The organism is Salimicrobium halophilum (genome assembly GCF_900100295.1).
GTDB classification, from domain to species: Bacteria; Bacillota; Bacilli; order Bacillales; family Halobacillaceae; genus Salimicrobium; species Salimicrobium halophilum.
In genome coordinates this window covers 126821-151246 of sequence record NZ_FNEV01000002.1, presented here as the reverse complement: position 1 = coordinate 151246, position 24426 = coordinate 126821, and the positions used below count along the sequence as shown (strand labels likewise).

Here is a 24426-nt window from a genome sequence, read left to right as displayed (position 1 = left end):
TCTAATCTCTGCTAAGTAGAAAAACACTTTTCAAATGTTTGGATAAAGGGTAATAATTAATGATCAGTGTTCATTATCATGAACGAATTCCTATTCCATTAGGGAGGGAGTCATACTTATGGTTGAATTCGCATTGTGGTTCATCATTATTCTATTTCTATTGCAGCTATCCGTTCTTTTTTATCTACTTACCGCCAAAAGAAAACGTATATCCATCGAAGAAGAAGTAAATGCAGGGTATCAAAAATGGTATATTCCCTTCTCCTCTTATACAACCGGAAGCGAGCAGGATGTTCCGGATCCTGATTTATATGGATCCACGCGTGTCCTTGTTATCGAAAAGATATTGAACCATCTGATCGATCACAGTAACCGCAAAATAGATAAAGGGAAGCTAACCCATGCTGCTCATCTTCATCTCAGTCGATCCTATAGGCTTTATTTGAAGAAAGGAAGTTGGTCCCAGCGGGTGAACACCCTGTATTTCATCGAAGAATTTCATATGGAAGACCTGAAAGATGACATATGGGACCTTTTTTCGAAAAGCCAACACTATGACGAAGAGTACCGCCAGTCGTTACGTTCCTTGGCTGTTTTCGGAGAAGAGAGACTAGTGGATGTTCTATTACAGGACTCACGACTCTCTCAGAGAATGATCAAAGAGCTGTTAAGAAGATTCCCCTTTTCTATCATAGAGCAATTGAAGAGTGAGATGGACCAGTCGAAGAGTCGGCTCCCTCATTCCCTTCAACTGGCAGTGGTTTCCTATTGCGGGGAAAAGAAAGATGCTGCCTCCCTTCCCTTCATCGAGAAGCGTCTCTCTCTTCCTAATAAAGAGATCCGTTTAAAAGCTCTCCGTGCCATTGCTGAGATAGGGTCGTGTTCAGATGAAGAGTTGTTACTGGATTTTTTCCAATCCTCTCATTGGGAGGAACGTATGCTGGCTGCTAAGGCAGCAGGTCGTCTGGGTCTCTCGGAGTTTGAAATGTATTTGAACGATTTAGCCGGAGACAGGGAGTGGTGGGTTCGTTTCGCCGCTCTTGAAGCTTTACGACAATTACCTGAAGGGGCATCTCTTCTTAAAGAGGTGTCGGAGCATCATGAAGACAGATACGCCAGAGATATGGCATCCCGTCTTCTGACGATGGAGGTTAGTTAATGATGAATCAGGACCAGTTCACTTTTATCATCGATATCGTAGCTATTCTAGTCATTGCGTATATGGGAATCGTGGCAGCCGTTTACGTGACCCTCTTTCTTATTGCCGGACCGAAAATAAGGAAGGAACAGGGTCTCGAACGGGAAGAAACCATCGAAGAAACAGCTGTTAACCAGGATACATTTCCGGTGTCTGTACTTGTACCGGCTTATAATGAAGAGGTAGGAATCGTGAATACGGCAAACTCCATGCTGAAACTCAACTATCCTACGCACGAAATCATCATTATCGACGATGGTTCCAAGGATGAAACGGCGTCCCGCATGATCCGCTCGTTCGGCATGGAAAGAATCACCCTTGCCACCAGGCATCACTTTCAAACCCAACCAGTTTTCGAAGGCTATCGTTCTAAGGAATTTCCTAATCTGTTTTTGTTGCGCAAAGAAAATGGAGGGAAAGCAGATGCATTGAACGCCGGGATCAATTTCTCCAAATACCCTTACTTTGCAGCGATCGACGGAGACTCTCTTCTGGATAAAGATGCCTTACTGAAAACGATGAAACCGATCATCGATTCGAATGGCCAGGTGACCGTGACTGGAGGTACCGTAAGAATAGCAAATGGTTCAGAAATCAGGGAGAGTGAAGTCAGGAAAATCGGTCTCCCTAAAAAACCGATGGTCCTTCTCCAGATCATCGAGTATTTCCGGGCTTTTCTCATCGGACGCCTCGGGCTGTCTCATATGAACATGCTACTCATCATATCGGGAGCCTTCGGAATATTCGAAAAGAGTCGCGTCATCAAAGCAGGCGGATATAATACAGCCACTGTGGGAGAAGACATGGAACTGGTAGTACGCATTCACCGCTCTTTGAAGGATGAAAAGTCCAAACAGAGAATCGAATATATCCAGGATCCTGTCTGTTGGACAGAGGCTCCTTCGACATATGCTTCTCTGCGTGCTCAAAGAAGACGCTGGCAGAGAGGACTTGCTGAGACGCTTTGGATCCATAAGGCGATGCTTTTCAATCCGAAATACAAAGGGGTCGGGCTTTTTTCTCTTCCTTATTACCTTTTCGTCGAGCTCCTAAGTGCCGTATTCGAACTCATCGGCATACTCATTATTTTGCTGGGGATTCTCTTCTCATTCGTATCCATTGAATGGGCTATACTGATGACGATTGTGACGGTAGCTTACGGCTCTCTTCTCTCTTCTCTGGCTGTCCTCCTCGAGGAATGGACGTATCATAAATACCCGGATATCAAGAGTATTCTGATCCTCTATTTCTTCGCTTTGACGGAAACGTTCTGGTATCGTCCTCTTCTTGTCTGGTGGCGCTGCGAAGGCCTCTGGATGTTTCTCACGAGACGCAAACGGATGTGGGGCAATATGCAGAGACAGGGACTCGGGGAAGTCGAAAATCGAAGCTGAACAAGGAAAAGGGTTCTGCCACTTAAAGCAGAACCCTTTTCCTATTCAAATAAGTGAACGTTCATATACTACTTCTTCCGTCACAAGGTTCACAGCATCCACGTTCATATTAAGAACCTCTCCATTCTGGTCATTCCTTGCTCCCCATAATCGGATATCACTGTTCATATCATCATCCTGGTAAACGATCTTCACAGTGCGGATTTCTCCATCGCTTCGCTGCTTCATCTGAACGATACATTCTTTGAAGATCAGCGTATCCCTATCCTGACTCAATATGTAGTCACTGAGTACTTGCTCGAGCTCCGGGAAATCTATTCCTTTATTCTTTAATCCTTCTGTTTCAAATTCACGGAAATCCGTGAAGTGATGGATGACTTTCTCTTCATTTTCCATGCCTGGTCCTCCTCTGTATTCTTACAAGCTACTCTCCCTATTCCCGGTCTTACCGTCGAAAAAACGAAGAATCCTCCCAGGGCTATACTCCTTTTTTCTCAAAGCTTCTCCTGCTACTTGATCGGATAGCTTCCTCCTCGATTTCTCAAGTCGTTCGATTTTTTGCAGTGTCATCAAAGAAAGCACAGTTATCACGACGAATAGCCCGTACGAAGACTCATCTTGTATTATTCTCATGAGAAAGTCACCTACCTGAAAAAGATTTGAAGAAGTAACCCGATAGCGAACAGAATATAAGCTGTCTGAAGGATGAATCGCATGGCAGCTTCAAAAGAAGATAATTCTCTTCTTTTCTTCCTTTTTTCTAAATCATTAAGGTAAAAAGAAGAACTGATAATAAATATGAACGCCGCTCCCCACTGAAATATTTCTCCTAGAAGTAACAACCGATCACCGCCTTTACTAGTGATACGTATTAAACAGTCATCCGTTTCAAAATTATCCAGAAGAACAAAAGGTGAAAATATCACTCAAACCGAAGTCAGATTTTCGAGTAATTGAAAAGGAATCCTCTACTCATTATCAGGAAATGAGCGCCGAAGTTTACTCTCTTCTCTGGAGAGGTATATTTAAACAAATACATAGAAAGGAAGATGAATATTGAGTAATGCTATCCCTGAGATCACTCTGAATGATGGATTGATCGTCCCTTCGATAGGTTTCGGAACGTATCGTCTGAACGGAAACGATGGAGCGACTTCCATCCACAGTGCCATCGATTCCGGGTATCGTCTGATCGATACAGCCTACAATTATGAAAACGAAGGTACCGTCGGAGAAGCTGTACGTCGCAGCAGTGTTCCCCGTGACGAACTTCGCATCACTTCCAAACTTCCAGGACGGTACCATGAACATGATAAAGCAGTCACTTCCATACAGGAATCCCTGTACCGGGCAGGACTCGATTATTATGACCTGTACCTGATCCACTGGCCGAATCCGAAACAGAATATGTATGTGGAAGCGTGGCAGGCATTAATCGATGCGAAGAAATGGGGATTGATCCGCTCCATCGGTGTTTGTAATTTCCTCCCTGAACACATAGAACGCCTGGAAGAAGAGACGGGTATCCTACCTGCCATCAACCAGGTTGAACTGCACCCCTTCTTCAATCAGAAGGACCAGATCGCTTACCATAAGGAGAAAGGAATACAGACAGAGTCATGGAGCCCATTGGCACGAGTGACCAATATTCTGGGGAACGAAGTCATCCAGGAAATCGCCGCTCGCCACGGAAAGTCGGTGTCTCAGGTGATTCTGCGCTGGCACTACCAGCTCGGAACCATCCCTATCCCTAAATCATCCTCTCCGGAGAGACAGAAAGAAAACAAAAACATTTTCGATTTCACACTCGAAGATGGAGAAATGAGAATGATTGATGAATTGACTAAAGACGATGGGCGATTGAATAATCAGAACCCCGCTATATATGAAGAGTTTTAACTGAAGAATCCGGAGAAGCAGGTCCCTGTTCTCCGGATTCTTCCTATTTATTGTGATGTTTCTTTCTGAACATACGTACGCCTGCTACTCCAAGTATCATCAGTACGATAAGGAGAATGGTGGGTGCGCCGTATACAACTGAAACAAAAGAGAGCATACTCTTTTCTTCATGATGGTTCGTAGTGAATTCATCCGAAGACCCCTGAATCTCTTCAACCGGAAGTGCATAGACGTTGCTATCCTGGCTTCCTACGATCAAAGTGTCGTTCATTATGATCGGACCAGAGGGTGCCAAAGTACCTCCAAGTTCTTTACGACCGATTTCTTCCCCTGTCTCGGCATCCATGGCATGGACATATCCTTCCGCGTTCGTGAAATAGACGACACCATCGTCGGCTACAGGGGGTGCTTTCATAGTAGTATTTCTGAATTCCCACTGTTTCTCTCCCGTTTGTAAATCATAAGAATAAAACGTTTCTGTGATCGGACTCCCTACATACACACGCCCGTCATAGATCATCGGTGCTCCCGATTTGTTGTTTTTCACCATTTCTCCGGAACCAAGGCTTTTCTTCCACAACAATTCTCCATTATTTGTGTCCATGGCATACATTACATGTTCCGGATATTCTTTTTGATTCCCGACAAGAGATTTAACGAGTTCTTTATATGCTTCTACAGCACCTGAGTTGTCGTATACCTGCTTCAACGGTAGAGGCCCGGGACCTTCCAAAGCGGTTGTCACTACAATATCTTCGCTGATAGCCGGCGGGACATCATCAAGCCCTGCGAAAGCATCGGGCATCTCGGTCTGCCATGTGACGGTATCTTCCTCCACATCTACAGCCGAAAACGTATAAGGCCGAGGCGCACCGCCTCCTACGAATATGTGATCCTCATAATAATTAGGGGAAGACATACTTACGATATGGCCGAGATTAATCTTTTCTTCGACCTCTCCACTACTTTCTTCCATTTTATAGAGATGTCTGTCTCCTGTCGCAGCATAAACATATCCCTCATGGTACACAGGCGTTGGCATGACTTCTCCATCCGTTTCGGTCTGCCATAAGGTCTCTCCCGTTTCTGCATCTACGGCCATAACCCCGCTCTGTCCTGTACCACGGATACCGTTTTCGAAAAACCGGTTCCCGAATCCGACATAGACGGTTCCGCCCTGGTAGATCATTTCAGAGTGTATCCAATTCGGGGCCTGGTTTTCCCATAACAATTCCCCACTTTTGATATCGAAGGCGAACATCTCTCCCGTATTATGATTACCTGCGAATAACCGGTCTCCGATGACTACCGGGGTAGAACGGATCTGATCCCCCGTCTCGAAAGTCACCGCTTCGAGAGGGTCCGTCCCATCCTCGTCATAGACAGGGTTATTCTTGTCATTCAAACGATACTCGAGCCACGAGTCCGGCCCGAAAGTCGCTTCTGCAGAATACGCTCCCGCAAGAAAAAACAATAGGAATGACACTCCGACGATATAGTTCCTTATGTACCTCTTCATAGCAACCGCCTCCTCAGCACTGATTACATTGTTACTTCTTTTCCCTTCTCTCACGCACGGTAAAACAATAATTGAAAAAGTGAATAGGTCCCACGTATTTTGTACGAGTTTCAATTTTACAAGGCTAGGGAAGAATGGTTACAGCTAGTATGGAGACGGAGGAAGACTATGAATGAATTATTGATTTCTATCGTGATCCCTGCCTATAACGAGGGTGAAAATATCGATCTGGTGCATGAAGCACTTCAAGAAGAATTCCGACATCTTCCCTACTCTTATCAGGTGATTTTCATAGACGACGGAAGCAAAGATGATACCCTGCAGCGGCTCAAGAATAGGGCGAGGCATGCAAAAGAAGTGAAATATATATCATTCAGCCGGAACTTCGGGAAAGAACCGGCACTCATTGCCGGTCTCCAGCATGCGGAAGGGGAGGCTGTCATCATCATGGATGCAGATCTTCAGCATCCGCCTTCGCTTATCCCGGACTTACTGAACGGGTACTTCGAAGGTTTCCAGCAAGTTGTAGCGAAACGTAACAGAAACGGGGAATCGAAATTCCGTTCTATGCTTTCCAAGCTATACTATAAAGGGGTGAATAGCCTGGCTCAGGTGAATCTTTCCGATGGAGAGGGAGATTTCCGGCTGCTAGGCAGACAAGCGGTGCAGGCGATACTTGCTCTTAGTGAAGGAAACCGTTTCTCGAAAGGATTGTTTTCCTGGATCGGCTTCAGGAAAAAGATCGTCCACTTCGACAACGTACAGAGGGAAAACGGAGATTCCCACTGGTCGTTGAAACAACTATTGGAATACGGAATCGAAGGAATCGTCTCCTTCAACCAGCGGCCTCTCCGTTTCGTTTTTTATGCAGGACTCGCCATTATGGGCTTCAGCATGGTTTACATCCTTATCATGTTCATCATGATTCTGTTCCGCGGCGTGGATGTCCCTGGCTATTTCACCACTATCTCCTCTATCCTTTTCCTTGGTGGTATCCAGCTGATGAGCCTGGGGATCATTGGTGAATACGTCGGAAGAATTTATATGGAAACGAAGAAACGCCCCCACTATCTAATCGAAGAAAGTAATGTAGAAGAGGATGTTTATGAAAAAATTGAACAATGAGCTTACCAGATTCGTTCTGGTAGGCGGAATGAATACTGCCAACTACTATATATTTTATGTACTATTTTACAACGTACTGGAGTGGTACTATCTCCTCTCCCACATTCTGGCCTTTTTTATCAGCATGGTCATTTCTTTCTTTTTGAACGTCTACTTTACGTACAGGGTAAAGCCGACGATCACCAAGTTTCTCATGTTTCCCTTCACCCAGGTGGTCAACATGTCCGTATCTTCCCTGCTGACATTCGTGTTCGTTGATCTCTTTCACTGGAATGGCAACGTGGCACCACTGGCAGCGGTGTTTTTCACCGTACCCATCACCTTTGTGGTAACGGGCAAAATTTTGAAAAGGTAAGGCGTGAACATCTATGAGAAATAAGAAAACGATCCTGCTGTTGATTTCCAGTCTCCTGGTGGCGACTCTCGCCCACGGGTATTTCATATACCAATGGACACAAGGCATCTATATGACCGGACCGAATGACGGATTATCCCAAATGGTTCCGTTCCGTGACATGCTATACGATCAGTTCACGAGCGGCGACTTCTTCTACTCTTATGAATTCGGTCTCGGCGGAGATACATACAGTCAACTTGCTTACTATTACAGCATCAACTTGTTCTTTTATGCGACGGTTCTGATCGTCTTTCTGATGGAAACCTTGAACATCATCGATTCGCCGGATATATTATTCTGGGCGCAGTCTTCTGTGTTCATAAGTATCATGCGGATGACTTTCGTTTTGATGATTACGACCTATGTTTTCCGATATATCAACGGCAGGACCCTCCCCGCTTTTCTCGGGGCGGTTTTTTATGCGACAGCTGCCAAATACTACCATCACGTGACGTATTGGGAATTCTTCGGTGATGCGTTCCTGTGGCTGCCACTCCTTATTCTCGGAGTAGAGAAAGTGATTCGAGAAGGGAAACCCGGATGGCTGATTCTGGCCGTAGCGATCTCTTTTTTCGATAACTTCTATTTCGCTTATATCAATGGCTTCTTCACAGGCGTTTATATTCTCTTCCGGTGGCTCATCCCCCTCCTTGGAAAAGAAGTACCGAAACTTCAGCAATTGAAACTTTATGCTATATCGGTAGTGCTCGGATTCGGCGTGGGAGCCGTCGGGTTCATTCCGGCCGTCCGCGGGTTCCTTCAGAATGAACGCCCCGCTTATGAGCAGGAGATCCCTCTTTTTGAGGCTACGACGAATATACTTTATGACAGCCTATATCTCATTGTTCCGGCTCTGTTCGTAGTTATGCTTTTATTATTCAGGCAGTTCAAAAGTCCGGCATTCCTTTTTTTCTCGGTGCTGAGTCTGCTGTTCATCGCATTGCATTACATTCCGTATGCAGCAAGCTTTTTCAATGGCCTATCTGCACCTCAGCACCGCTACGAATATCTCGCCTCTTTTACTATAGGTGGCGCGATAGCTGCAGGGTTTCCGCTGTTAAAACACGTAAAAATAAAAAACTCAAGCCTGGTCGCAACAGGTACGATTGTACTGTATGCCGCCTTTCTTGCAGGAGATCCCACTCTTTCTTTCAACAGTGTGTGGGCCAAGCTGATCCTTACATCCGTTCTCCTTACGTTACTCCTCATCTTCCTGACTCAGAGATACGGAACGATTGGATGGTACGGACTATTTTCCGTTACCATTCTCATTCAGCTCGTCACGATGAATGTCTATCAGCATTATGAGTTGTATGCCGGAGGCGAAGTTCATGAGAGCTCGAGAGACTATATCTTAAGCAACAACTATGTAAGTAGCGAGCAACAGAACTTGATCGACTCGTCGCTCGATGCTTCTTTCCCCCGGGTGACATGGATGGCAGATGGTAGATACAACACCCCTCTCATCCAGGATTTCCAAGGTACGAGTGCTTACTCCAGCATCTTGAACGGAGACCTTCTGAATTACTATTACCATGACCTCGAAATCGATATGAAACGGGAAAGCGTAAGCAGATATTCAGGCTTCGGCGACCGGGCCAACCTTCACAGCCTCTGGCGGAGTAATCATGTCTTAAGAAAAATAGGAAACGAGTACACGATTCCATATGGCTTCGAGCAATCGGAGGAAAGTGAAAATTACGTGACGTATGAGAACACGAACCCTCTTCCTTTTGTTCGTTTGTCTGATGTCGTATATTCTGAAGAATCACTTGCAGACAGGCACTTTCTTTCACGCGAACAGGCCATGCTAGAAGGAATAGTCGTAGAAGATGGAAGCACGACGGCCAAAACAGTACCGGAGCATGAGAACTTCATGAGTCAGGTTCAGGTCAAAAGCGTTGGCGCAACCTACTCTGAAGACCAACTCGTCGTTACCGAAGATCAAGGGGGCATTGATCTCCAGCTTCCTGAGAAGATTATGGAATCAAGTGCTGAAGACATTTATGTATCTTTTTATCTGTTCAACAATGTCAAAGAAGCCCCGCTCTTCGGTCTGGAAGTGAATGATTTCCAGACGAGCCGGAAGTCTCGGGATTCCATCTACAAAACAGGGGTGAACGATATCACCATCCGTGTCCCGAAAGAAAAACTGATCTCCCTCCGTGTACCAAAAGGGGACTATACGCTGAACGAGCTTGAGATGTATGCAGCGGATTACGATACGTTGGAACAGGTGTCAGGAAAAGAAGAACAACCGAATGCACAATTCAATGGAAACCGGATCACCATAGAAAGCATAGATACTGAAAAGGATAGCTATCTTTCTATTCCTATCCCTTATGAAAAAGGTTGGAGTGTAGAAGTAGACGGAGAAACAAGAGAAGTGGAGAAAGTCAATTATGCAATGATCGGCACGAAGATTGAGCCCGGAGACAACGAAGTGGAGTTCGTCTATCGCCCCCCTTATTTCTTCTCTACACTTGTTGCCTTTTCCGTATCCTTGTTCATGGCTTGTCTTTGGATCTGGAAGAGAAAAAAGACGGGCAAACAATAAGAAAGAGAGAAGACACCTGTGACTGGTGATCTTCTCTCTGTTTGTTTTGAATTACTCTGCCTCTTTATCTTCTGGCAGGTCTTCCTGTTCACCTGTAAGACTACCAACCGCTTCCGAATCACTTTCTTGATCTTTCCCTTTCCCTAGAGAAGAAAGCATATTCGTCACATCGAATCCTGTAAGCTCTTTCAGTGGCTCCTGCATATCCATCATCGATTTCGTTACGCTTTTCCCGAAAGATGGCACTCCCTGTCCGTTTCCTGAGTCGATGATTTTCACCGAATCGATGTTGTTCATCGGTTCAGCGACTTTCTCAGCGAACAACGGAAGCATTTCGATTATTTTTTCAACGATGATCACGTCGCCATGTTTCTCCATCGCTTCCGCGAGCAGACGGCGAGACTCCGCTTCGGCTCTACCTTTCTCACGGATGACTTCGGCTTCAGCAAAACCTTCTTCCTTCTTGATTCTTGCCTGAGCTTCCCCGGCGATCGAGGATTTCTGAGCTTCGGCTTCCGCGTGTTTCGTCGTTTCGTAGGCTTGAGCGTCGGCTTTCGCTTTCCGGACTTTCGCTTCTTCATCCTCAAGCTTAACCAGGCGTTCCCGCTCGATATGTTTCAAGTCCAGTTCTTCTTCTTTGGCACGACGTTTGATCAGTAAGTCCTCTTCCTGAACTTCTTTGGCCAGTTTGGTACGTTCGAGTTCATAGGACTGCTCCGTCTGGGCACGCGCTCGTTCCGTTTCTTCTTTGAACGCCGCGTCCTTGATGTCTTTCTCTTTTCGGGACTGCGCAATAGCACTTTCCCGTTTGTATTCTTCTTCTTTCGCTTCCTGGTCCGTGCGTGCTACGTGCATACGCGTTTCTCTCTGGCTGTTCGCTTCGGCGATCTCCGCCTGCTTACGGACCTCGGCAATCCGAGGACGTCCCAAGTTTTCTAAGTATCCGTTATCTTTGTCTGCATCACGCAAGTCGGTAAGACCTAGGGATGTAATTTTGAAGCCCATTTCATCCAACTGACGCTGGGCAATATTCGTCACCTGTTCATTGAAACTTTCCCGGTCTTCATTGATTCCTTCCACCGTCATCTTCGACAGGATGGCCCTCAGGTTACTGCCCAGGACCTCGACGATTTCCTGTTCGATTTCATCCTGTTCTTTTCCCAGGAATTGCTCTGCATAATTTGCGATTCCTTTCAGGCTATCCGCCACTTTGATCATAGCTACGGCATCAGCTACGATCGGAACTCCTCCGTTCGTATACACCTTAGGAGTCTCAAGCTTGAGCTGAAAACTCGTCAAATTCACCGGCGTCGATGTCTGGAACATCTTCAGTCGATAACCTCCGCCCCGGATGATTTTCATCGAACGGCCTTCATCATCGGTGAAAATGTTTGTTTCTTTGTCCGGATCCCCGAGCTTTGGTCCCGTGATAATCAGAGCTTCGTTGGATTTGGCGGTTCGGTATCTCAACTTCAACCAGAAGAATCCAACGACGGCGATAATCGCAGCTATCACCAGAATCGGAATGACAATAAAAAGCACACCAGCAACGTTCATATGTAATTGTACCCCCTAATAACGAATTAGTTTCATTGTAACATTTTTACTATAGATGAAAATACTTCTCATTTGATTCATGAAAATTATCTATGACGATTCGCTTTTTTCTAAAGAAAAAGCAGCTCTCACAGGAAGAGCTGCTTTATGGTTATTGTTCCGTGCTTTCTGAAGTCGTTTCATTTTTCGCTCGTTCCTCTTTCAGTTGGAAATAAGCTTCGACGACTTTCGCTCCGATTTGGTAGTTCGGTGATTCGCTTTCTACATCCAAGGCAGGGACGATGACAGAGAACGCGATTTCCGGATTGTTCTCCGGTGCATACCCGACAAAGTTTTTGTTCGTCAGTTCACGCTTCACTGTACCGTTCGGATAATACGTATCCGCTTCGGCTGTTCCTGACTTTCCGACGATGTCATACTTTCCGAAGCGATCATTGTTGAATACACCTGATGACGTACCTGCAGGTGTCTGGGTTACCTGTCTGAAACCTTCCTGGACCCTTTCGATATAAGCCTGATCCATTTCCAGACGATTCAGTGTCTTAGGTGAGTAATCCTTATACACGTCTCCGAGTTTCCCTTCCTGATTCGAAGGTTCATGAACAGACGTGACGAATCGAGGCTGCAGGCGATACCCACCGTTGGCAATTGTGGACACATACTGATTCAGCTGCAATGCCGTGTAACTGCTGAACTGTCCGATAGCTGTACGCATCACATCAGAACCGCTGGGGTCGCTTCCTTCGAATCCAGTCGCTTCGAAAGGGAAATCGACATGGGTGGGCACCCCAAGCCCAAACTGATGGAAATTGTTCCGAAGCAGTTTGTTCGCCTTGGATGTATCCATACCCAGAGGCTGGTTCGCCTGATAGTAATAATCTCCGAGACGCATCGCTACGTGATACATATAGACGTTTGAAGATAGTTGCAGCGCATCAAGGTCATTCACGTAACCAAGGTTTGCATAAGATCCCATCGGAGCAGATGCCGGGAACTGTAGCGGACTATCATAAATTGTCGTCCCTGGAGCGATCGCCCCTTCGTGAAGCCCGGCGAGGATGGTCGCTCCCTTCACCACGGAACCAGGCTGATAAGCATTGTAGACAGCCTGATGGGAGGTATCACTGATCCGATCCTCCGGGTTCTTGGCATCTCTATTGTAGGATTGACCGGAGATTGCTAGGATCTCCCCTGTCTGAGGATCAGACACGACGGCCAGCATATTATTCAGTTCCGGATTGTAAGGTGCGTTTTTCGCAAGTTCTTCTCTTACGATTTCATCCACCCGCTTCTGATATTCCATATCGATGGAAAGAACGACGTCTTTGCCGCTTTTTCCTTCACGGATCACTTTGGAGTCGATGACGTTATTGTTCCGGTCCGTCGTATGCTGAACCTTCTCTTTCACGCCACGCAGAATCGTTTCGTACTCTTCTTCAAGGCCACTCGTGCCGACACGGTCGTTCCGGCTATAATCAAGAGCGAGATACTCCTCCAACTTCTCACGCGGAACTCCCTGCTCCCTGGAGGAGATACTTCCAAGATAGTTCTTGAATGTATTTCCGTATGGATAAGCACGTTCCCAGTTCGAGGTTACGTTCACTCCAGGAAGAGAAGGGAGATGTTCGGCGACTCTCGAATACTCTTCCTCCGTAATATTCTCGTCTTTCACAACGTGTGGAGCAAGGGCATAGGCCTTGTTCAGTTCTTTATTGATCGCAATCACTTCAAGGGTCTTCTGGTCATACCCGGCAACGTCTTTTTCCGTAATTGCGTCCAACTGCACCTGATACACTTCACCAGGTTCAAGGTCAGCTGTTTCTTCTTCATCTACTCGTTCTTCGATAACATCCGGATTTTTCAGGAAGAAATACTCTTTCTTATCCCTTAACCGAAGTCCTTCCGTATCAAGTGTCATAAAATTGCTTAATTTCTCCGCCAATTCCAACTTATCCTCTGCCTGCACACCTTTTGGAGGCGTATACGTGATGGAATACATGGAATCGTTCGCTACCACCAGATTTCCGTTCCTATCGTACATTTCACCGCGTGGAACGGGGATATCTGTCGTTACATTCTCTGTCCGGTTGATCTGGTCCTGGGCCGCTTCGCCGGTAAGTATCTGGACGACCCCCAGTTGCAGAATGAGAACTGCGAACAATATGAATACGATCAGAAAGATGATATTCAAGCGAAACGGGATGTGGGATTTTCCTTTTTTGCTCACTACTCATAGCTCCTTATCAGTCATGGTTATGTTTCTTTCCATCGATTATAAAAAACGCTTTACCTAAAAAATCAAAATGAACACTACTGGTCTATTTTATCACGGGACGCTTATGATTTCTGCCTTTGTGACTGACAAAATTCAGATTGTTCACCGTCTTTTCATTCATAGATCTTCGTCCCTCTTCCTGCTGGAATTCTCCACTGATCCGATATCCTTTCCCTCTCGCTTCCGTAACAATTCCTCAATGGAGGCAAGTCGTTCATTCTGATAGTCAAGATTCTTCATCACCTTTCCCACCAGCTTCTCTAACGTATTCGTTATAGACCATAAGGATACGATTATTACTATACTCACTAATATCCCCATCTTCCTCCACCTTCCTTTAAAATCGTCGCATAAAAAAGAAACCATCCCTTCAGAACCGTTTCTCTCTTGAACCACACCTGTAAATTTTTTGGAGAAAACCATGCCGTACCTTCTCTTCCAAACCCTTAGCATGGCTATCTGCTCCTGATATCCGAGTACTCTCTTTCTTCCTTTATGTATAAGATCAGTTCCCATGCGCCAAGAGCAACAATCCCTGTCCAGAACAGCACCCAGCTGTCTCCAAGCAATAGAAATGCCAGAACGATCATCAGAAGCGCACTACGCACTTCCTGCCTGCTGAAAAATTGTTTCACCACACTATTCCTCCTCTATACCGACCCCCGTCGCAAACACGTTGAAAAACCTGTCATGATCCTCTTTATAAGAAACTCTGCTACAAATAGACAATCCGTAATCAACTGATGTAAGGGGGAGCACTATTCACTTCTTCTCCCTGTAGATCGACGACTTCTTCCCCCGGTATAATCGGCTGCTCGTCGTCTGAAGAAAATACAGTGCCGTATAATACAAACAGACTTATATTCAAAATCACTAAGAAAACGATGGTCCAAGCCACTTTTTTCATCGTACCCTACTCCTTCTCCGTTGTTCTCCCCTTCACTTTACCAGTCTTTCAGTGATAACTGAATACTTCTTCTATTGTGAAAAAGCAGAAGAAATTCATGTGTCACTTCAAAAAAATGTGTATAAGTTGCACAACTCTATGGAAAAGTCTGATTATTTGTGTTTTCCTGAATAGAGAGGGTTACAATGAACGGAGGATACAGCTATGGACCAGGGGACGTTACTGAAGTATTACCGTCAGAAGAATAACTTGAGTCAGCAGGAAGTGTGCCGGGGAATCGTGTCTCCGTCTTATTTGTCGCGGATTGAAAACAACCAGCTCGTGCCGGCGGAAGATACAATGGCCCAACTGTTTGAACGGGTCGGTATGGACGTCTCCCGTCAGAATTCAGAAATCGATACGGTGCGTGGTTTACTCGAACAATGGGAAGATGTTCTGCTTCAGAATCAGAAGGATGATTCCATCCGTATCCATCAGAAGCTCGATCCCTACATAACCCAGACGATGCATTCCAACACCCTGGAAGACTATCACGTATTAGCGATCCGTCACTATATTCTGATGAATGATGTGCAAAAAGCGGAAGACTCGATTCAAGCCACACGGGAGCTCACCAGCGGCCTTTCGGACAGAAACCGTTTCTTCTATTGGAAGCATACGGGAAACCTTGAGCTTGTTAAAGGAAATACGCAGGATGCGGAACGGGCCCTCACGAAAGCGATCAAGGACTATTTTCATCCCGTTCTCCATGAACTTGAGAAAGCGGATGCCTACTACCTTCTTAGCCTGGCCGTCTCCAAACAGCAGAAAGATGCGGTAAGTCTCGAATACGCGAAAGCGGCTCTTGAAATCTACCAGCCTCACTACCGCCTGGAACAATGTGCCCGCACGCATATTCAGATGGGAGTCTCCTACAGCCGCTCCCGTCACTTCGATGCAGCGCTCGAACAGCTTACCAAGGCCAAAAGACTAGCCAAAGCACTCGACCTGCCTCATATCCTCGGCATCGTCGAACATAACCTGGCAAACGTGTACAGTCGCCTGCATGAACCGGAACGGATCATCCACCATTTGAGGAATTCGCTGTCCTACAAAGAAGGACAGGATGCGCATAGCTACATGACGACCATGGTGTTTCTCATTTCGATCTATTACCGCTATGATCACAGAGAAGAAGCTGAAACCACCTGGCACGAAGCGTGGAAACGAAAAAACAGCCTGAGCCGGGAATCTTTGCAGTGGAAAGAACTCCAGTTTTACCAGCTGTTTCTTTTTGAACCTCACGAAGCCTGGGAGCCTTACATCACGGAGGAATTCTTCCCGTATCTGAAAGAAAGCAACAATCAGCGTGCCATCATATCCTACGCCCGTCTCGTAGCCGACTGTTACAAGCAGCTATCTCTGTATAAAAAAGCTGCTTACTATTTCGAGTTGGCCCTTGATACGTGCGAACAGACCAAAGGCAAAGAGTAAGTTTCCCTATCCTTTTTTGAAATGAAGGAAAAGAACCAGAGCATAGACCACTACGGCTGCGGTCGCAAACGTCATCGCTTCCACGATTTCGTCTCCTTTATAATCGTGGGAACGATCGATCAAAAAATAGACAGGCCAGGACAGATAGGCAATGGCACCAGTAATGGTGAAAAATTTCTTATCAGACATGAGCTTCCTCCTCACAACCATTTGTATTCTTTTGCATAATCCCGAGGAATTTCGTGGCGCTTTGCAAATGATTCGAGGTACTCCATCACCCCATCTTCTGCCTGGCCGATGTGCATATTTCTTCCTTCGCTCGTCACTATAATGGATCGTTTTCTCATCCATCCTGCACGACGGAACTTTATTTCCCTTATTTCTTCCGAGGATACCCTCCGTTGATGTATGTCTTTGTTGAGGAGAGAAATATGACGGGTCACAGTATCTTCCTCAATCGTCAACGAAGACCTCCAGGCAAATAACAGAAGCAGAATAAAAGAAGCGAACAGATACCCTGTACTGTCACCTATTCCTTCCTGTACAGCTTTAAAGAGAAAAATGAAGATGATTGTCGGTATGATACCGGAAGAGAATAAGCTGATTCTTGAACTCATACAGGCTCCCCCACTTTATATAGCTTCTAATATATACCCGAAAATCTTGAAGATCAGTCTACCGAAATAATATAGAAGGCGGAAGGGAAGAGCGAGTACTTCGGGCACCCACAAGACAATATCGAAAAGAATGTCTGCCCATGTATAAGCCTCTTCCCTCTTTTGCCGTCTTCGCGATCGTTCCTTCCGCTTTTCCCAAGATTCCCACATAGGTATCCCTCTCCTTTTCCTAAGGTCACAATAGTAAAAAGAAAATCAGACCAGCAGCGAAATAGAGACCCATACCTATTGAAATCGGAGTCACCCGAAAAGAAAAAGCCTCGATTTCATACGTTTTCTCTCCGCTACCGAAGCCGACATTCTGTGAGGTCGCTTCCCGGTTCTCCATTTCCCGGTTGAACTCCATGAACCAAACCAGAATCAAAAGAAGGAAACTGACCGTGAAATGACTGTCACCATAGCTCATCTCTGTCTGCCATGCCACCGTCCATGTCAATAGAGCCTCAAAAAGGATCGTTGTTATGACGAGAAGCAGAAAAACGACTTTATCCGGCCACTTTCTGAACAGACGCTGGTGAAGGGTGTCGGCAGTTTTAGCCAAAGTAATAGGAATGACGAACAGAATAAGTACTACAAAAAATCCGGATAGCCAATTCATTTTCTCCCTCCCGTCTCTCTCCCTGCTTACGAATGAACCGGGAGGAAGTTTCAAAGAAAGGAAAATTTTTAAATATTCATCAGTTCCTGCAAATCATCGATAATAATATCCGCTTCTTTCAGCTCCTCCTCTTTGGAGAAATCAAATCGGCAGCCAATAGCCTTCAGACGGTTTCGGTGAGCGGCTTTGAAATCGGATAACCGGTCTCCTACTCCCATCCCTTTTGTCACTCCATAAGAGTTACAAGCTTTCTCTACAAGCTCCCCTTTATCTCCGGAGGCGACTCTAGCAATACTGAAGACATCACTTATGTAGTGGTCGAGATGGTAAGTTTCCACAATCGCCTTTAGATAATCGGGGAGCCCGTTGGACGCAACCAGCAGGGTATACCCTTCTTCTTTCAGATCAGCGAGCGTCTCCAGCACATGCGGATAGAGAGCACCTTTCCCCTCTTGAATGGATGAAATCAGATACGTCTGAAATCGTTCATTCATTTCTTCCTTCACTTTATCCGTTTCTTTCGGCAAAAGGGTATCCCAGACGACCGGAAGCGGCACTCCCATAATTTCTTTGTATGTCTCTACCGGCGCCGCTCCCTCCCATTTCCCTTCGCTTCTCAAATCAGAAAAGACAGCTTCCAGCGCGTGCTCGAGTACCATCTCTGTCTGAAATAACGTTCCGTCCATATCGAATATGATCGCTTTTGTCATTCTACCCCTCTTTTCCTGAATCTCGCTTTCCAGTTTATCACAACTGACCTGCTGCCCTACTCATGTAATGACGCGACCTTTCCATGTCGTCTGCTTGAGAAGAAACGTACTTGCAAGAGAATACGTGAACAACGAGATGAAAAACAGAAAATGAACCGGAAACAAAAGCGCATCTCCAATATGGAAGTTCCCAATGTCTTTCCAGAAGCGTGCCAGCCACCCTGATAGGAAGGTATAACCGATCACGGAAGGCCATCCTATATCAGGAATCCGCGCAAGGAATGAGAATACCGAAGAAATCCAGGCTACGTTCCAAATCGTCATCCAGGGAGAAGCGGAGGCCGCCCCGGATGCGAAGCTCTTCGCCCAACCGGCGGTCACTGCCCGAAAACTCGCAGGATACATCCGCATCGACAGTACCCCTCTCCCACTGAACGCTTTGACAGGAATCCCCTGCTCAGCAGCCTTCCGTGAGAAGGCAAGATGTTCCGTCACCTCACCCCGGATCGCTTCATGACCCCCGAGGTTCCGGTACAGCGAAGCAGGAAGTGCGAGACATGGACCGAAGCCCCCTAGAGAACTGCCCTTCTTAGTTCCGAGAGCCGTAATCCCTGTAGATGCATAAACGACAGAATGGAAGACTGCCGACAATTTTTCCGGGAAGGACTTCATGACATGATACGGATGGACGGTTATCAAACTATCGTGGTCCTCTACGTAACGGACAATCCGTTCGGTCCCTTCCTCTTCCATCCACGTATCGGCATCAAGGAAGATTAAAGTCTCTCCGGAAGCTTCTTTCGCTCCGTTATGACAAGCCCATGACTTTCCCATCCACCCTTCCGGCAACTCAGGTGCGCGGATCACTCTTGCTCCACTTCTTTCAGCAACTTCGGCCGTTTCATCTTCCGAATTGTCATCGACGACGATCACTTCTCCTGATTCAGCTAACGTCGGTAACAACCTCTTAAGGTTATCTTCTTCATTACGTGCCGGTATGATGGTCGAAAAACTCCCCTTCGTCTTCGTTCCTGTTTTCGGAAAGGACACCCGGTGCCTGAACAGACCAGCTGTCGTTACCATTGCTGCAACCATCCAAAACATACAATACACCTCTCTTTTCAAACCTTTGGTTCTACTTTTGTTCCCTGAAATAGGGAAGCCTATGCTTATTATCCTGAAAAATAGGGTATCGTCCTGAGAAACTGCAGAAAGGCGGGATGATCATGCTGAAGAAAACCGTCGCGACGACCTTGCGACTACTACCGAACAAAGAAAGTAAACAAACGATGGTACCCTATGAGGAAGTGGAGGACAAAAAAGAGTTCCTCATCGATACTCGTATCGCGACGACCGAAATCTCGGTTTATTATCCTTCTGCTCACGATTACGACCCGCTCCCGGTGTACATAAACCTGCACGGCGGTGCCTTCATCATGAACAATAAAGAAATGGATGATCCCTATTGCCGGCACATCGCAAATCATGCTCACTGCGCCGTCGTGAACGTCGACTACCCGAAAGCACCGGAACATCCCTTCCCTGAACCGGTCGAACAACTTTATGAAGTCTGGCACTGGCTGAAGAAATACGCTCCTTCCCTGTATCTGAACCCGAACCAAATAGCCATCGGCGGTCAGAGTTCAGGAGGCAACCTGGCTGCTGCGCTTTGCCTTTACCTGAAAGAAAAGCAGGAACCGCAGCCGGTCCTACAGGTACTTGCTTATCCGATGCTCGATTTCGTCACGTCTCACGCGGATAAACCGGAACCTGACGAGAATCGTGCCAAGTTCCCTCAGGTCGCCCATTTCTTGAATGAATCTTATATCCCGGATGAGAGAAGCATGGGACATCCGCATGCATCTCCTGTCTTTGCGGAAGAGGTGTCCGGTGTAGCACCCGCTTTGATGATCATTCCTGAATACGACGCCTTCAACCCTGAAGGCAAACGGTACGCAGGGAAACTGAAGAATGCCGGCGTCGACTGTGACTTGCACGAGTTCGAAGGGTGTCGTCATGCGTTCACCCACCTCGGACCGGAAGAAAAAGCTTTGGAGGCATGGACGCTGATGGAATCCGGCCTTGCCCGCACATTTTACAACACGTGAAGAGGTTTGAAATCTTTTCAAACGTGGTATGAGAATACCAAATATATGTAGGAAGGCAGGGGGAACATCATGCAGGATCAGGACACTCCGGTAAAAGAAGAGAATAAAGCCGTACCGGGAGATATCGTCAGCTTCACTCGTGGAAAGGCCACGTGGAAAGGGAAAGTCATCCCTTCCGGCTGTACGAATTCCGTCGTCGTAGATTTAAGTGTCATGGAAGAACTTCCGGACAGAGACGTCGACTCTCACCTCACATGTGTGAATCATAAGAAATATCAGATCATCGAAAGAAATGCAGACCCATCCCTATAAATAAGAAAGCGAAGCCGACAACCCGGCTTCGCTTTCTTCATGTTTCGTAATTTTTGATGAAACGGGAATCGATGAAATGCTTGAGACGGAAACACAGACGATGATGCAGCACCAGTCCTCCGTAGGAGAGCAGTCCTTCTTTCTGTCCCGTAGAAAGAATCGCCATATACGTTCGCTGCGGCCGGAAAGAAGATAGTGGTTCGTCTTTACATTTCCGTTTCAGATTTTCCCACAACACCGGTGCTTGGCGGATTGCGTACACACCGTTTTTCGGAACCCGGTTCTTCAGAAAAGACACACAGTCTCCAGCTCCGAATAGAGAGGGATGACTCACACTCTGCAGTTGATCATTCACAAGCATGAATCCATCCTGATCGGTTTTTATTCCGGATTTTTCATAGAGAGGAGGCGCCTCCGCTCCCGCAAGCCAAAGGACTCCTGTATGAGATACACGCCTGTCACTGTCTGTCCATAGTACTTCTTTATCGACATCTGTCACCCGTTCTCCGGTAATGACGCTGATGCCTTTCTCCGCAGCGAGCTCTTCGGCTTTCCTCGAGGCCTTTTTTCCGAACTCTTCGAGAAGATGCGAAGAATGGATGAGCGTGACGCGCTGATGGACCTGGTGCTTCTTTCTCCACGCCAGCATAGAGAAGGCAAGCTCCACTCCTGCTGCTCCTCCACCGACGATGACCGGCTCCCGTGTTCTCTTCAGATGATCGATATTCTCAGGAAAGACGTAGTTCGGTTTGACGGAGTATACGTCTTCCTGCAGATGATTCGGTTCCTTAACGAGAGACCCTGTATCGAAGGAAACGAGATCGAATCGTATCGTATCCTCTCCCACTTTCACTTCTTTACGCTGCGGATCCACATGCGTCACTTCCCCTTCGATGAAGGAACCTCCGCCATCTTCGGCGAGACGCCTGAGATCGATCCGGATATCTTCTTTCTCATACAATCCTTCGGTGAACCCTGAAAACATCCCTGAATAATATTGGTAGCGGGAGGGAGAGACCATCGTCACTTCCATATCCACGCTTTCCTTCCGGAGGGCATCCAGAATATATACGTTCGCATGCCCGCCTCCGATCAACAACAATCTGTTCATCCCAACCATCTGATCACCTTTTTCGTGACAGCCGGTACGACTCCGGAGAATAATTTTTGGCGCCAATATTGGCTTGCTGTACTCTCGAGAGCGGCAGCATGGTTCGGATACGGGTAAACCATTCCTGAGAGATCTCTGATCGTTTTTCCTTCCGTCATGACAGCGACGACCGGCTGCATCCAATCTCCTGCCCCTTTCCCGATGGCGTGAGCACCGAGGATCTTTCCTTTGACATCCGTAATTATTTTCACGAATCCTTCCGATGCATGGTCGGAAACGAACCGGTCCACGTCCTGTAGCTGCGTCTCGTAAACGAGTATGTCTTCATATTCCTCTGCAGCCTCTTCCTGCGTCCGTCCAATGTGGAATATTTCCGGTGTGATATACGTGTTCCAGGGCATCGCTTCGTAGGACATACGTCGCTTCAATGAAAACAGAGCGTTCTGAACCACGAGCTTCCCGTGCTCCCCCGCTACGTGGGTGAACGGCATCTCACCTGTCACATCTCCGATAGCAAACACATTCGGATTCTCCGTACGAAGCGTCTCATCCACGTCAATGAAGCCTTTCTCATTCGTCACGATTCCTCCTTGCGAGAGATTCAACCCTTCGGTGTTCGGTTTGCGACCGGCAGCAAGGAAAATACGGTCTGTGGACAGCGTCTCTTCTTTCCCGTCCTTCGTGTAATGAACGACCGTCTCCCCGGATCCGGAACTTACTTTCTGCACACGGGCGTCCGTCACAATCGTCATCTCCCGCTCCAGAATTTCCATTGCTTTCTTCTGTATGGCACGATCTTCTTTTTTCAAAATTGTCGCTCCACCTTCAAACACCGTCACGTCCGTACCGAGGCGGGCGAAGGACTGAGCGATTTCAAGTCCTACAGGACCGGCTCCGATGAATGCCATCCTCTCCGGTAGTTCTGTCTGTTGGAACACCGTTTCATTCGTCCAATAGTCTGCTTCCTCAAGCCCTTCTACCGGCGGCACATTCACTGTAGAGCCGGTGGCTATCACTATCTTTTTCCCGCGTAGAACCTCACCGTTCACGAATAACTCTCGATTTTCTGTAAATTCAGGAGCCCCGAGGTATACATCCACCCCGAGAGACTCGAACCTCTCTATACTGTCATGCTCCTCGATCGTGGTGACGGATTCCTGGACTCGTTTCATCACCTTCCCAAGATCCACTTTCCCTTCAGCCTTGACTCCCGCATAGGCAACGTTCCTTGCTGTGTATATTTCATTCGCCGCTTCAATGAGCGCTTTCGAAGGGACACATCCGTAATGAAGACAATCTCCACCGAGAGATTCCCTTTTTTCTATAATAGCGGTTTTCGCTCCGAGTGATGCAGCACCGGCTGCGACCGTGAGTCCTCCTGCTCCGCCGCCGATGACAATGATATCGTACATACTTATCCCTGCTTTCTGTATATAAGTCACAATATTTTCTTAGCCTCGAACAATCGTTGCAGGCCGGTGAACGTCTCTACGACGAAGAAAAAAAGCGTGGAGAAGAACAACCATTGGGGCACGAGCATCATCAGGCTGAACAGAAGAAATCCTTCCGTTCTCTCCGCGACTCCTGCCTGGTAGTAGAAAGACTTCATCCCCACTTTTTCTGAAACGGTACCTACCACAAGGAACACCGTCATCGAAAAAATGATGGAAACACTGAGCAGGAGCAGAGGCCATAGCATTTCCGGATGAACAAAGGCGATGGCCAGTATGATGCCGATCTCCACCACCCGGTCGAACGTTACATCCATCACTGTGCCGAACGGTGACGTTTCCGAATGCCGTGCCATCGTTCCATCTACGGCATCCAGGAAACCGGATAACCATAAGAATAGTACAGCCACTACCGGAAAGCCGGTGATATACCATACAGAAGCTCCAACTCCTACCAGAAAGGCGAGAATCGTCACTTCATTCGCCGTTCTCCCTTTGTCTAGAAACCAGCGGGCTGAACGTTCAATCGACGGTTCTACGTATTTCCTTGCGTGTGTGTCCAACATAGTACTCCCTCATTCCTTATCCTCAAATCCTATCCAGGTTCTTACTTTATCCCGATATTTGTACATAATTCCGAAGAAGCAGGCAGCGAAACTTACTGCTGCGGCAATCAGCCACGGGTTACCACTATCCAGACTGGCGCCGACTGTGACGTAAGCGAACGTCCCCGGAAGAATCCCGATCATCGTCGCAGTTATGTACGTGCGGAAGCGGATATCGAGCCATCCTGAAAGATAACTCAATAAACCGAATCCCATGAGTGGTATAAGTCTCAACGTTAATACGAACAAAAAACCCTGGGTCGCCACTTGTTTCTGTAAACGGTCAGTGATCTCAAAGTGACGGAGACTGGCGATTTTCGTTCCTAGAAAGCTCCCGATGAGGTAGCCGGTGGAAGCCGCCCCGACCGCTCCTACCCATATGAACAGCATTCCGGGCCACAGGCCATAAGTGATTCCTGCAGTCAAAGACAATACAGAAGCTGGAAAGAACACAAATGGCGCCAACATGTAAAGGAGCATATAGATAAGCGGCGCTTTCCAACCGAATGACATAATGAAGGTACGAACCTCCTCCGGGCCTATATGCCACCGG

26 protein-coding genes are annotated in these 24426 nt (G+C 47.0%); 9 read left to right on the top strand and 17 right to left on the bottom strand.

Features of this window, described 5'->3' with window-relative positions; all coding sequences use genetic code 11:
- Positions 1–118: 118 nt before the first annotated feature.
- Together BLQ44_RS04030 and BLQ44_RS04025 are read left to right on the top strand one after the other, a co-directional pair.
- Complete coding sequence (locus BLQ44_RS04030) at positions 119–1159, top strand: HEAT repeat domain-containing protein (protein WP_093192352.1); 1041 nt, start codon at positions 119–121, stop codon at positions 1157–1159.
- Between the two features lie 2 nt (positions 1160–1161).
- A complete protein-coding gene (locus BLQ44_RS04025) occupies positions 1162–2592 on the top strand; it encodes a glycosyltransferase family 2 protein (protein ID WP_093192911.1) in 1431 nt (476 codons plus the stop codon).
- Between the two features lie 45 nt (positions 2593–2637).
- Here BLQ44_RS04025 and BLQ44_RS04020 read toward each other — a convergent pair whose 3' ends face one another.
- On the bottom strand, positions 2638–2988 hold the full coding sequence (locus BLQ44_RS04020) for a hypothetical protein (protein ID WP_093192350.1): 351 nt from the start codon (positions 2986–2988) through the stop codon (positions 2638–2640).
- A 21-nt stretch (positions 2989–3009) separates the two neighbouring features.
- Positions 3010–3225, bottom strand: a complete 216-nt coding sequence (locus BLQ44_RS04015; protein WP_093192348.1) for a hypothetical protein — start codon at positions 3223–3225, stop codon at positions 3010–3012.
- A gap of 423 nt (positions 3226–3648) precedes the next feature.
- Here BLQ44_RS04015 and BLQ44_RS04005 point away from each other — a divergent pair, with 423 nt between their 5' ends.
- The gene (locus tag BLQ44_RS04005) at positions 3649–4491 is read left to right on the top strand and encodes an aldo/keto reductase (protein ID WP_093192344.1); all 843 of its coding nucleotides are present in this window, start codon (positions 3649–3651) and stop codon (positions 4489–4491) included.
- A gap of 43 nt (positions 4492–4534) precedes the next feature.
- Here BLQ44_RS04005 and BLQ44_RS04000 read toward each other — a convergent pair whose 3' ends face one another.
- On the bottom strand, positions 4535–6010 hold the full coding sequence (locus tag BLQ44_RS04000) for an outer membrane protein assembly factor BamB family protein (protein WP_093192342.1): 1476 nt from the start codon (positions 6008–6010) through the stop codon (positions 4535–4537).
- A gap of 168 nt (positions 6011–6178) precedes the next feature.
- Between BLQ44_RS04000 and BLQ44_RS03995 the strand changes: the two genes are divergently transcribed.
- The 3 genes from BLQ44_RS03995 to BLQ44_RS03985 are packed head-to-tail and all read left to right on the top strand — an operon-like array spanning position 6179 to position 10089.
- Entirely contained in the window at positions 6179–7135 is a 957-nt protein-coding gene (locus BLQ44_RS03995; protein WP_093192341.1) for a glycosyltransferase family 2 protein, read from the top strand.
- A complete protein-coding gene (locus BLQ44_RS03990) occupies positions 7116–7490 on the top strand; it encodes a GtrA family protein (protein ID WP_176757420.1) in 375 nt (124 codons plus the stop codon). Before BLQ44_RS03995 ends, BLQ44_RS03990 begins: the two co-directional genes overlap by 20 nt.
- A 13-nt stretch (positions 7491–7503) precedes the next feature.
- Positions 7504–10089, top strand: coding sequence for a YfhO family protein (locus BLQ44_RS03985; protein WP_093192337.1), 2586 nt, complete (start codon positions 7504–7506; stop codon positions 10087–10089).
- A gap of 51 nt (positions 10090–10140) precedes the next feature.
- Here the strand turns inward: BLQ44_RS03985 and BLQ44_RS03980 are convergent, their stop codons facing one another.
- From BLQ44_RS03980 to BLQ44_RS16465, 5 genes are all read right to left on the bottom strand, one after another.
- Positions 10141–11646, bottom strand: coding sequence for a flotillin family protein (locus BLQ44_RS03980; RefSeq protein ID WP_093192335.1), 1506 nt, complete (start codon positions 11644–11646; stop codon positions 10141–10143).
- A gap of 151 nt (positions 11647–11797) precedes the next feature.
- Complete coding sequence (locus tag BLQ44_RS03975) at positions 11798–13873, bottom strand: peptidoglycan D,D-transpeptidase FtsI family protein (RefSeq protein WP_093192332.1); 2076 nt, start codon at positions 13871–13873, stop codon at positions 11798–11800.
- 165 nt (positions 13874–14038) lie between these two features.
- A complete protein-coding gene (locus tag BLQ44_RS03970) occupies positions 14039–14374 on the bottom strand; it encodes a hypothetical protein (protein WP_093192330.1) in 336 nt (111 codons plus the stop codon).
- Between the two features lie 2 nt (positions 14375–14376).
- A complete protein-coding gene (locus BLQ44_RS03965; RefSeq protein WP_093192328.1) occupies positions 14377–14559 on the bottom strand; it encodes a hypothetical protein in 183 nt (60 codons plus the stop codon).
- A 98-nt stretch (positions 14560–14657) separates the two neighbouring features.
- Positions 14658–14828 carry a hypothetical protein gene (locus BLQ44_RS16465; RefSeq protein ID WP_176757419.1) on the bottom strand — a complete coding sequence of 57 codons (171 nt, stop codon included), beginning with the start codon at positions 14826–14828 and terminating at the stop codon, positions 14658–14660.
- 204 nt (positions 14829–15032) lie between these two features.
- On the opposite strand from BLQ44_RS16465, the gene BLQ44_RS03960 reads away from it, so the two are divergent.
- Positions 15033–16301: a helix-turn-helix domain-containing protein gene (locus BLQ44_RS03960; RefSeq protein ID WP_093192326.1), complete on the top strand. Its 1269-nt coding sequence runs from the start codon at positions 15033–15035 to the stop codon at positions 16299–16301.
- 6 nt (positions 16302–16307) lie between these two features.
- On the opposite strand, the gene BLQ44_RS03955 is transcribed toward BLQ44_RS03960, so the two are convergent.
- The 5 genes from BLQ44_RS03955 to BLQ44_RS03930 form a co-directional block, all read right to left on the bottom strand.
- Positions 16308–16490 (bottom strand): hypothetical protein, encoded by a 183-nt coding sequence (locus tag BLQ44_RS03955; protein ID WP_093192324.1) that lies wholly within the window; start codon positions 16488–16490, stop codon positions 16308–16310.
- Between the two features lie 11 nt (positions 16491–16501).
- Complete coding sequence (locus BLQ44_RS03950) at positions 16502–16918, bottom strand: hypothetical protein (RefSeq protein WP_093192322.1); 417 nt, start codon at positions 16916–16918, stop codon at positions 16502–16504.
- A 235-nt stretch (positions 16919–17153) separates the two neighbouring features.
- Complete coding sequence (locus tag BLQ44_RS03940) at positions 17154–17576, bottom strand: hypothetical protein (RefSeq protein WP_093192318.1); 423 nt, start codon at positions 17574–17576, stop codon at positions 17154–17156.
- Positions 17577–17644: 68 nt separating this feature from the next.
- Positions 17645–18286: an HAD hydrolase-like protein gene (locus BLQ44_RS03935; protein WP_093192316.1), complete on the bottom strand. Its 642-nt coding sequence runs from the start codon at positions 18284–18286 to the stop codon at positions 17645–17647.
- 60 nt (positions 18287–18346) lie between these two features.
- Positions 18347–19390, bottom strand: coding sequence for a glycosyltransferase (locus BLQ44_RS03930; protein ID WP_093192314.1), 1044 nt, complete (start codon positions 19388–19390; stop codon positions 18347–18349).
- A 122-nt stretch (positions 19391–19512) separates the two neighbouring features.
- On the opposite strand from BLQ44_RS03930, the gene BLQ44_RS03925 reads away from it, so the two are divergent.
- Complete coding sequence (locus BLQ44_RS03925; protein ID WP_093192312.1) at positions 19513–20394, top strand: alpha/beta hydrolase; 882 nt, start codon at positions 19513–19515, stop codon at positions 20392–20394.
- Between the two features lie 69 nt (positions 20395–20463).
- Positions 20464–20706, top strand: a complete 243-nt coding sequence (locus tag BLQ44_RS03920; protein ID WP_093192310.1) for a YkvS family protein — start codon at positions 20464–20466, stop codon at positions 20704–20706.
- Between the two features lie 37 nt (positions 20707–20743).
- On the opposite strand, the gene BLQ44_RS03915 is transcribed toward BLQ44_RS03920, so the two are convergent.
- Genes BLQ44_RS03915 through BLQ44_RS03900 form a run of 4 tightly spaced genes read right to left on the bottom strand, consistent with a single transcriptional unit; the run spans position 20744 to position 24386 of the window.
- Positions 20744–21817 carry an FAD-dependent oxidoreductase gene (locus tag BLQ44_RS03915; protein ID WP_093192910.1) on the bottom strand — a complete coding sequence of 358 codons (1074 nt, stop codon included), beginning with the start codon at positions 21815–21817 and terminating at the stop codon, positions 20744–20746.
- Complete coding sequence (locus BLQ44_RS03910; protein ID WP_093192909.1) at positions 21814–23229, bottom strand: dihydrolipoyl dehydrogenase family protein; 1416 nt, start codon at positions 23227–23229, stop codon at positions 21814–21816. The genes BLQ44_RS03915 and BLQ44_RS03910 overlap by 4 nt, the downstream gene beginning before the upstream one ends.
- Before the next feature lie 26 nt (positions 23230–23255).
- Entirely contained in the window at positions 23256–23834 is a 579-nt protein-coding gene (locus BLQ44_RS03905; protein ID WP_093192308.1) for a CDP-alcohol phosphatidyltransferase family protein, read from the bottom strand.
- 9 nt (positions 23835–23843) lie between these two features.
- Positions 23844–24386, bottom strand: coding sequence for a TVP38/TMEM64 family protein (locus tag BLQ44_RS03900; RefSeq protein ID WP_245688088.1), 543 nt, complete (start codon positions 24384–24386; stop codon positions 23844–23846).
- Positions 24387–24426: the final 40 nt, after the last annotated feature.

Coding starts and splice junctions, on each gene's coding strand:
- BLQ44_RS03970 (WP_093192330.1), bottom strand. CDS start 14,374: ATGCTAAGGGTTTGGAAGAGAAGGTACGGCATGGTTTTCTCCAAAAAA.
- BLQ44_RS04025 (WP_093192911.1), top strand. CDS start 1,162: ATGAATCAGGACCAGTTCACTTTTATCATCGATATCGTAGCTATTCTA.
- BLQ44_RS04020 (WP_093192350.1), bottom strand. CDS start 2,988: ATGGAAAATGAAGAGAAAGTCATCCATCACTTCACGGATTTCCGTGAA.
- BLQ44_RS03935 (WP_093192316.1), bottom strand. CDS start 18,286: ATGACAAAAGCGATCATATTCGATATGGACGGAACGTTATTTCAGACA.
- BLQ44_RS03900 (WP_245688088.1), bottom strand. CDS start 24,386: ATGTCATTCGGTTGGAAAGCGCCGCTTATCTATATGCTCCTTTACATG.
- BLQ44_RS04000 (WP_093192342.1), bottom strand. CDS start 6,010: ATGAAGAGGTACATAAGGAACTATATCGTCGGAGTGTCATTCCTATTG.
- BLQ44_RS03960 (WP_093192326.1), top strand. CDS start 15,033: ATGGACCAGGGGACGTTACTGAAGTATTACCGTCAGAAGAATAACTTG.
- BLQ44_RS03920 (WP_093192310.1), top strand. CDS start 20,464: ATGCAGGATCAGGACACTCCGGTAAAAGAAGAGAATAAAGCCGTACCG.
- BLQ44_RS03990 (WP_176757420.1), top strand. CDS start 7,116: ATGAAAAAATTGAACAATGAGCTTACCAGATTCGTTCTGGTAGGCGGA.
- BLQ44_RS16465 (WP_176757419.1), bottom strand. CDS start 14,828: ATGAAAAAAGTGGCTTGGACCATCGTTTTCTTAGTGATTTTGAATATA.
- BLQ44_RS03910 (WP_093192909.1), bottom strand. CDS start 23,229: ATGTACGATATCATTGTCATCGGCGGCGGAGCAGGAGGACTCACGGTC.
- BLQ44_RS03955 (WP_093192324.1), bottom strand. CDS start 16,490: ATGTCTGATAAGAAATTTTTCACCATTACTGGTGCCATTGCCTATCTG.
- BLQ44_RS03980 (WP_093192335.1), bottom strand. CDS start 11,646: ATGAACGTTGCTGGTGTGCTTTTTATTGTCATTCCGATTCTGGTGATA.
- BLQ44_RS03915 (WP_093192910.1), bottom strand. CDS start 21,817: ATGAACAGATTGTTGTTGATCGGAGGCGGGCATGCGAACGTATATATT.
- BLQ44_RS03995 (WP_093192341.1), top strand. CDS start 6,179: ATGAATGAATTATTGATTTCTATCGTGATCCCTGCCTATAACGAGGGT.
- BLQ44_RS03925 (WP_093192312.1), top strand. CDS start 19,513: ATGCTGAAGAAAACCGTCGCGACGACCTTGCGACTACTACCGAACAAA.
- BLQ44_RS04015 (WP_093192348.1), bottom strand. CDS start 3,225: ATGAGAATAATACAAGATGAGTCTTCGTACGGGCTATTCGTCGTGATA.
- BLQ44_RS03940 (WP_093192318.1), bottom strand. CDS start 17,576: ATGAATTGGCTATCCGGATTTTTTGTAGTACTTATTCTGTTCGTCATT.
- BLQ44_RS03930 (WP_093192314.1), bottom strand. CDS start 19,390: ATGTTTTGGATGGTTGCAGCAATGGTAACGACAGCTGGTCTGTTCAGG.
- BLQ44_RS04030 (WP_093192352.1), top strand. CDS start 119: ATGGTTGAATTCGCATTGTGGTTCATCATTATTCTATTTCTATTGCAG.
- BLQ44_RS03905 (WP_093192308.1), bottom strand. CDS start 23,834: ATGTTGGACACACACGCAAGGAAATACGTAGAACCGTCGATTGAACGT.
- BLQ44_RS03985 (WP_093192337.1), top strand. CDS start 7,504: ATGAGAAATAAGAAAACGATCCTGCTGTTGATTTCCAGTCTCCTGGTG.
- BLQ44_RS03950 (WP_093192322.1), bottom strand. CDS start 16,918: ATGAGTTCAAGAATCAGCTTATTCTCTTCCGGTATCATACCGACAATC.